Origin of the sequence: Micromonospora sp. AB353 (assembly GCF_049538395.1) — a bacterium.
GTDB classification, from domain to species: domain Bacteria; phylum Actinomycetota; class Actinomycetes; order Mycobacteriales; family Micromonosporaceae; genus Micromonospora; species Micromonospora aurantiaca.
On sequence record NZ_JBMVFV010000144.1, the window covers coordinates 1 to 7,010 of the forward strand.

The window sequence follows — 7,010 nt, forward strand, 5'->3', positions numbered from 1 at the left end:
AGGTCCTGTTCCACCGTTTCGCCCGGAAGGACCACAGTGAACCGACGCATCAGGACCACCCTCGGCGTCGCCCTGGCCGCCACCCTCGTCACCACCGCCGCGCCGGCCCCCGCCGCCGCTGCCCACGACCGCCGTCCCACGGTCATCGCGCTGCCGGACGGCTTCCAGCCGGAGGGCGTCGCCGCCGCCGGCAGGTACGCCTGGTTCGGCTCGCGGGCCACCGGCGAGATCTACCGCGCCGACCTGATCACCGGCGCGGGCCGGCAGGTCAGCCCCGCCACCGGCACCCCGTCGCTCGGCATGAAGGTCGACCCGCGCGGCCGGCTCTTCGTCGCCGGTGGCACCGCCGGTGACGCCCGGGTGATCGACACGCGCACCGGCGCCGTGCTCGCCGGCTACCGGTTCGCCGAGGCGCCGACGTTCGTCAACGACGTCACGCTCACCCGGGACGCCGCCTGGTTCACCGACTCGAACCGCCCGGTGCTCTACCGCCTGCCGCTGGGACGCGGCGGCACGCTGCCGCCCGCCGGCGGATTCACCACGCTCCCGCTGACCGGCGACTTCCAGCAGAGCGGCACCGGCGTCAACCTCAACGGCATCGTGCCCACCCCGGACGGGCGGGCGCTGATCGTCGTGCAGTCGAACACCGGCACGCTGTTCCGGGTGGACCCGGCCACCGGCGTCACCACCGCCGTCGACGTGCCGGGCACCACGTTCGTCAACGGCGACGGCCTGCTGCTGCTCGGCCGCACGCTGTACGTGGTGCAGAACCGGCTCAACCAGATCGCCGTGGTCGAGCTGAACCGCGCCGGCACCGCAGGCGCGCCGCGCGGGGTCGTCACCGACCCGGGCTTCGACGTGCCGACCACAGTCGCCGCCGCGCTCGGCCGGCTCTACCTGCCCAACGCCCGGTTCTCCACCCCGCCGACGCCGACCACCCCGTACACGGCTGTCGCTGTCGACGCGCGCTGAGCCACGCCGGCCGCTACCCGGACGGGTGGCGGCCGGCCCGGTTCACTCCTCCATCTCCGGCCCGAGCAGCCGGATCTCCTCGATGTCGATGGCCGCCTGGAGCTGCCGCAGCACCACGTCGTCGATCTGCCTGGTGTTGCGCAGCCGGGTGATCTCCTGGCGCTTGTGGTCGAGCACCCGCAGCCGCAGCCGCCGGGCCATCTCCCGCTCCGCCTCCGCGTCCTCATCGCCCGGGTCGCGGGCGTCGGCCAGGTGCTCCTCGTAGTCGGCGCGCAGCCGGTCCACCGTGTCCTGCGTGGCGCCCACGTCGTCGGCGGCCCGGGGCAGCGCCTCCAGGGCGGCTTCGGTGGCCCGGATCCGGGCCCAGCGCACCTCGTCGTCGCGTTCCCGATCGCCGGTCAGGCCGGCCCAGCTCACGACAGCGGGAAGGGTGGTGCCCTGCACCAGCATGATCAGCACGATCACCACCACGGTCACGAAGATGATCAGATCCCGCTCGCGCACGGTGCTGCCGTCGTGCATGGTGACCGGCACGGCGAGCGCGGCGGCGAGCGAGACGGCGCCGCGGAACCCGGCCCAGCCCACCGCGGTACGCATCCGGCCGTCGAAGTGCCGCGCGCGGCTCGACTCCCGCCGGTCCACCCGTTGCAGCGCCGACACCGACAGGTGCACCCAGACCAGCCGGATCACCACCACGACCAGGGCGACGAGCGCCGCGATGCCGAGCGACGCGGCCGGCGAGTGGCTGGTGATGCTGCGCAGCGAGCGCGGCACCTGCGTGCCGAGCAGCACGAACAGGCCACCGTTGACCATGAAGGTGGACAGGTCCCAGAACGCGAACGCGGTGACCCGGGAACGGGCCCTGATCACCCGGGGCGCGGCGTACGACAGCAGCAGCCCGGACACCACCACCGCGAGCACGCCGCTGGCGTGCACCGCGTCGGCGAGCAGGAACGCGACGAACGGGGTGAGGATGCTCAGCCCGCCCTCGCGCATCGGATCGTCGACGTGTTTGCGGATCAGCACCACGACCGCGCCGACGAGCAGGCCCGCGGCCACCCCACCGGCCGACTTGCCGACGAACTCGCCGGTGAGCGTCAGCGCTCCGGGCACCGTCCCGCCCGCTACCACGCCGGCGGCCACGGCGAACAGCACGAGCGCCGTACCGTCGTTGACCAGGCTCTCCGCGCGCAGCGTGGTGAGGATGCCGCGCGGCATCCGCTTGGCCAGGCCGGCCACGGCTGCCGCGTCGGTCGGCGCCAGGACCGCGCCGAGCACCCACGCGGCGGCCGGCTGCACGCCGAGGGCCTGCGCGGTGAACGCGACGGCGGCCATCGTGACGATCACCAGCACGACGGCGAGCCCGACGATCACCGTGAGGTTGGCCCGGATCTCGCGAAGGCTGATGACCAGGCTCTCCCGGTAGAGGATCGCCGGGAGGAACAGCACCAGCACGACCTCGGGTTCGAGGATCAGGTTGGCGAACGGCGGCAGCAGGCCGATCAGCGCGCCCATGGCGATCAGCAGGACCGGCGGCGCGACGCTGTAGCGACCGCCGATCGTGGTGCCGACGAGCACGGTGGCGCCCAGCACCGTGATCAGCACGAGTGCTTCCACGCCGTACCCCCGTCACCGTCCGCCGGGAATCACGGTGCCCTACGGCGGCGGCCGGGTGGGACGGAATCGGTGATCGCTACTCGAAGCGGGACGGATCTCCGGCGCCGCGGCGCAGGATCTCCGGCTCCGGGCCGGACAGGTCGACCACGGTGGTCGGCTCCAGCCCGCAGTCCCCGGCGTCGACCACCGCGTCGACGAGGTGGTCGAGCCGTTCCTTGATCTCCCAGCCCTGGGTCATCGGCTCGTCCTCGCCGGGCAGCAGCAGCGTGCTGGTCAGCAGTGGCTCGCCGAGTTCGGCGAGCAGCGCCTGGGTGACCGTGTGCCGGGGTACGCGCGCGCCCACCACCCGCCGCCGCGGATCCTGCAACCGGCGCGGCACCTCGGCGGTGGCCGGGAGCAGGAACGTGTAGCTGCCCGGGATGACGGACTTCACCTGCCGGAAGACCGCGTTGCTGAGCTTGACGAACTGGCCGAGCTGGGCGAAGTCGGCGCACATCAGCGTGAACGGGTGGCGATCGTCGAGCCGCCGGATCTCCCGGATCCGCTCCACGCCGTCGCGGTTGCCGATCCGGCAGCCGAGCGCGTAGCAGGAGTCGGTCGGGTAGGCGATCACCCCGTCGGCGCGCAGCAGGTCCACCACCTGCCGGATCACGCGGGGCTGGGGGTTGTCCGGATGCAGGTCGTAGTACCGCGCCACGCCGGTCAGCCTATGTCCGCGCCCGGGCGGGCGCAGGTTTGGCCCGGGTCGTTTCCGGAAACAGGTGGGGGCCGTTCACGACAGGGGGACCGAATCATGTCCGAAGCCAGCACAGACCGCGTCGCCGACCGCCCCGCGGAGGTGACCGATCCGCTGCTGTGGGACCTGGCCGCCGCGGTGGCCGACGCGCACCAGCCGGACGACGAGCGCGTCTGCGCCAGCCCGAGCTGCGCCGGGGCGGCGTGGCCGTGCGCGGCCTGGAACAACGCGCAGGCGGGGCTGAGCGCCGCCCGGACGCCGCGGCAGTCCGCCGCGCTTCGGCAGTCCGCCGGCTCGCCCCGGTCCGGCTCGCGGCCGGTAGCCGGGCAGCCGGAGACCGGTCGGGCCGGTGCCGCCGGTGAGCCGGGCACCGCCGCGGTACGCACCGACGCGCGGAGTCTCGCCGCCACCGCCGCCTGACTCAGCGTAGGCGTACGCGTCCTCGTGCCGCCCCCGGCCGCCTCGGCCCGGGGGCGGCGCTCGTGCGTGCCGTCGACGCTGGTCAGCGTGCTTCGCGAGGTGACCGGTGGGAGCTCCACGAGCGCGGGAGAGCGCTCTCTTTGGTAACGAGACATTGACGGACCCGTAACCCGAACCTTACTGTCCCTTCTCAAGAGAGCGCTCTCACGAGTGCCGGACCACCACTCCGTACCCCGCCTTCTCCTTGTGAAGGGGACCTCCATGACCCTCCTGCGGGACTTCTCCCCCGACCCCGTACCCCCGGCCCCGCCCGGCCCGTCCCCGGCCCGCCGGCGCGGCCTGCGGGCGACCGCCCTCGTCGCCGCGTCGGTGCTCGCCGCCGGCCTGCTCGGCGCCGTGGTCGGCGGTGGCGGCACCGCCACCGCCGGCGCCGTCGGCGCGGGCAGCTACACCGAGACCCGGCCGCCCGGCACCCTGCTGCCGAAGGGCTGCGGCGCGATCAGCACCGACCCGAGGACGTTCGTCACCGCCGACGCGCCGTCCGGCGCGATCCCCACGAACGACTGGTGGTCGTCGCTGATCTGGAAGCGCAACAACTGCGCCGGCAGCGAGATCCTGCACGCCCACCCGCTGGCCTTCAAGGCCGAGAACAACGGGCTCGGCCTGTCGTACACCACCACGCCGGCGATCAGCGGCACCGCGACCGGCGTCGGCGAGTTCCACTACCCGTACGGCGAGGACGTCCGCGTCGGGATGCCCGGGCTGTCCGCACCGGTGGTGAAGGCCGCCGGCTGGAGCGACTGGACGGTCACCGCCGACTGGAGCGACGGCAGCCGCACCATGCGCGCCACCATCGGCCACGGGCTGCCGTTCAGCTACTACACGGTCAGCGGCGGCACCGCGCAGCTCACCGCCACCGCGACGCCCACCGTGTGGCGCAACTCCGGCGCCACCATCGGCTTCACGGTCAACGGCCACGACTACGTCGCGTACGCCCCGGCCGGCGCGACCTGGACCGTCAACGGCGCCGGCATCAGCTCGACGCTGGCCGGCAAGGGGTACTTCTCGGTCGCGGTGCTGCCCGGCGGCGGCGACCGGGCGGCACTGGCCGACACCTACGCCCGGTACGCACACGCCCACGTCACCGGCACCCGGATGAACTACGCCTACGACCCGTCCGCCGGCACGGTGCGCACCACGTACGCGTTCACCACCACGCCCCGCGAGGGCAGCGAGACGAGGACGGTGGTGGCGCTCTACCCGCACCAGTGGCGCAGCCTCACCGGCGCCACCCCGATCACGCCGACGTACGTCTCGGCGCGCGGCGCCATGCGGGTGCTCACCGGCGTGCCGTCGTTCACCACGTCCATGCGCTTCACCGGCGTGCTGCCCGAGGTGCCCGCCGTGGGCGACTCCAGCGGCGCGGACCTGTCCACAGTCACCGGCTACCTCAACGCCGAGCAGGGCAATCCGGAGGGCGTCAGCGGCACTGACACCTACTGGGCCGGCAAGGGGCTCGGCCGGGCCGCCCGGATCGCCGAGATCGCCGACCAGCTCGGGCAGACCTCGGTCCGCGACGCGGCGCTGACCGCGATGCGGAACCGGCTGACCAACTGGCTCACCGCCGGCTCCGGCGAGACCGGCCAGTTGTTCTACTACGACCGCAACTGGGGCACGCTGATCGGCTACCCGGCCTCGTACGGCTCCGACGAGGACCTCAACGACCACCACTTCCACTACGGCTACTTCATCGCGGCCGCCGCCACGCTCGCCAAGTTCGACCCGGGCTGGGCCGACGACAGCCGCTACGGCGGCATGGTCGACCTGCTCATCCGCGACGCCAACAACTACGACCGCGCCGACAGCCGCTTCCCCTACCTGCGGGACTTCGACATCTACGCCGGGCACGACTGGGCCTCCGGGCTGGCGCCGTTCTTCGCCGGCAACAACCAGGAGTCCTCGTCGGAGGGGATGAACTTCGCCAACGCGCTGATCCAGTGGGGCCAGGCCACCGGCGACACCGCCGTCCGCGACGCCGGGGTCTACCTGTGGACCACCCAGTCCGCGGCGATCTCCGAGTACTGGTTCGACGTGTACGACCAGAACTTCCCCGCCGCGTTCGGACACAAGACGGTCGGCATGGTGTGGGGCGACGGCGGGGCGTACGCGACCTGGTTCTCCGCGGCGCCGGAGATGATCCAGGGCATCAACATGCTGCCGATCACCGGCGGTCACCTCTACCTGGGTGACTTCCCGGAGTACGTCAAGGCCAACTACGCCGAGCTGGTCACCAACAAGGGCGGCCCGCCGACCGTGTGGCAGGACATCATCTGGGAGTTCCTGGCCCTCGGCGACGGCGAGCAGGCGCTGCGCAACTTCCGCGCCAACAGCGGGTTCACCAGCGAGGAGGGCGAGAGCAAGGCGCACACGTTCCACTGGATCCGCAACCTGGCCGCGCTCGGCACCGTGGACACCACGGTCACGGCGAACCACCCGCTGGCGAAGGTGTTCGTCAAGAACGGCGTCCGCACCTACGTGGCCTCGAACATCACCGCCCGGCCGCTGACCGTCACGTTCTCCAACGGCACGACGCTCGCGGTGCCGGCCGGGAAGACCGCGACGTCCGGGGCGTACACGTGGAGCGGTGGCAACGCCACCGGCGGCGGCACCGTGCCGACCGGTCCCCCGCCCACCACGACGCCCACCCCGACGCCGACCACCGCGAGCCCCACGCCGACCACCGCGAGCCCCACGCCGACCACCGCGAGTCCCACGCCGACCTCCGCGAGCCCCAGCCCGACGAGTACGGGCAGCCCGCTGACGCCGGTCCGGTACCTGCGGTCCGGCGGCGGGCTGGACGGCACCGCCGGCACCGCCGGCACGGTGAACGTGGCGGCGGCGACCGGCAACTCCGACGGCACGCCGACCAACCCGCAGGTGTTCACCGCCACCGGGTTGACCGGCACGTACACCGGCGGGGCGACCACCTTCGACCTGGCCGTCGACGCGGGCATCGCGGTCGGCAACGGGGTCCAGATCCGGGTGTCCTACGACCTGACCGGCGACGGCAGCGTCGAGCGGGTGGAGACCTACAGGTACTTCGCCACCGACCCGATCCCGGGTGCGGAGCGGTACCGGCAGAGCCAGGGGCTGCTCTCGTCCACCGGCACGCTGGGCGATCTGTCCGGCGGCACGGTACGCGTCGAGGTGTGGAACGCCATCGGTGGCGCACCCACGATCCTCGGCGTCGGCAACGCCTCGACGG

At 73.0% G+C, this 7,010-nt stretch carries 5 protein-coding genes; 3 read left to right on the forward strand and 2 right to left on the reverse strand.

Going from position 1 to position 7,010, the window contains the following annotated elements:
* Positions 1-36 precede the first annotated feature (36 nt).
* On the forward strand, positions 37-972 hold the full coding sequence (locus ACPCK6_RS28960; protein ID WP_423482789.1) for an NHL repeat-containing protein: 936 nt from the start codon (positions 37-39) through the stop codon (positions 970-972).
* Between the two features lie 42 nt (positions 973-1,014).
* Here ACPCK6_RS28960 and ACPCK6_RS28965 read toward each other — a convergent pair whose 3' ends face one another.
* Positions 1,015-2,589, reverse strand: coding sequence for a Na+/H+ antiporter (locus ACPCK6_RS28965; protein ID WP_396883700.1), 1,575 nt, complete (start codon positions 2,587-2,589; stop codon positions 1,015-1,017).
* A gap of 76 nt (positions 2,590-2,665) precedes the next feature.
* Entirely contained in the window at positions 2,666-3,286 is a 621-nt protein-coding gene (locus tag ACPCK6_RS28970; RefSeq protein ID WP_091418190.1) for an L-threonylcarbamoyladenylate synthase, read from the reverse strand.
* Between the two features lie 96 nt (positions 3,287-3,382).
* Between ACPCK6_RS28970 and ACPCK6_RS28975 the strand changes: the two genes are divergently transcribed.
* Together ACPCK6_RS28975 and ACPCK6_RS28980 are read left to right on the forward strand one after the other, a co-directional pair.
* Entirely contained in the window at positions 3,383-3,745 is a 363-nt protein-coding gene (locus tag ACPCK6_RS28975; protein WP_396883699.1) for a hypothetical protein, read from the forward strand.
* Positions 3,746-4,006: 261 nt separating this feature from the next.
* On the forward strand, positions 4,007-7,010 hold a 3,004-nt coding region (locus ACPCK6_RS28980; protein ID WP_423482790.1), incomplete at its 3' end, for a glycosyl hydrolase.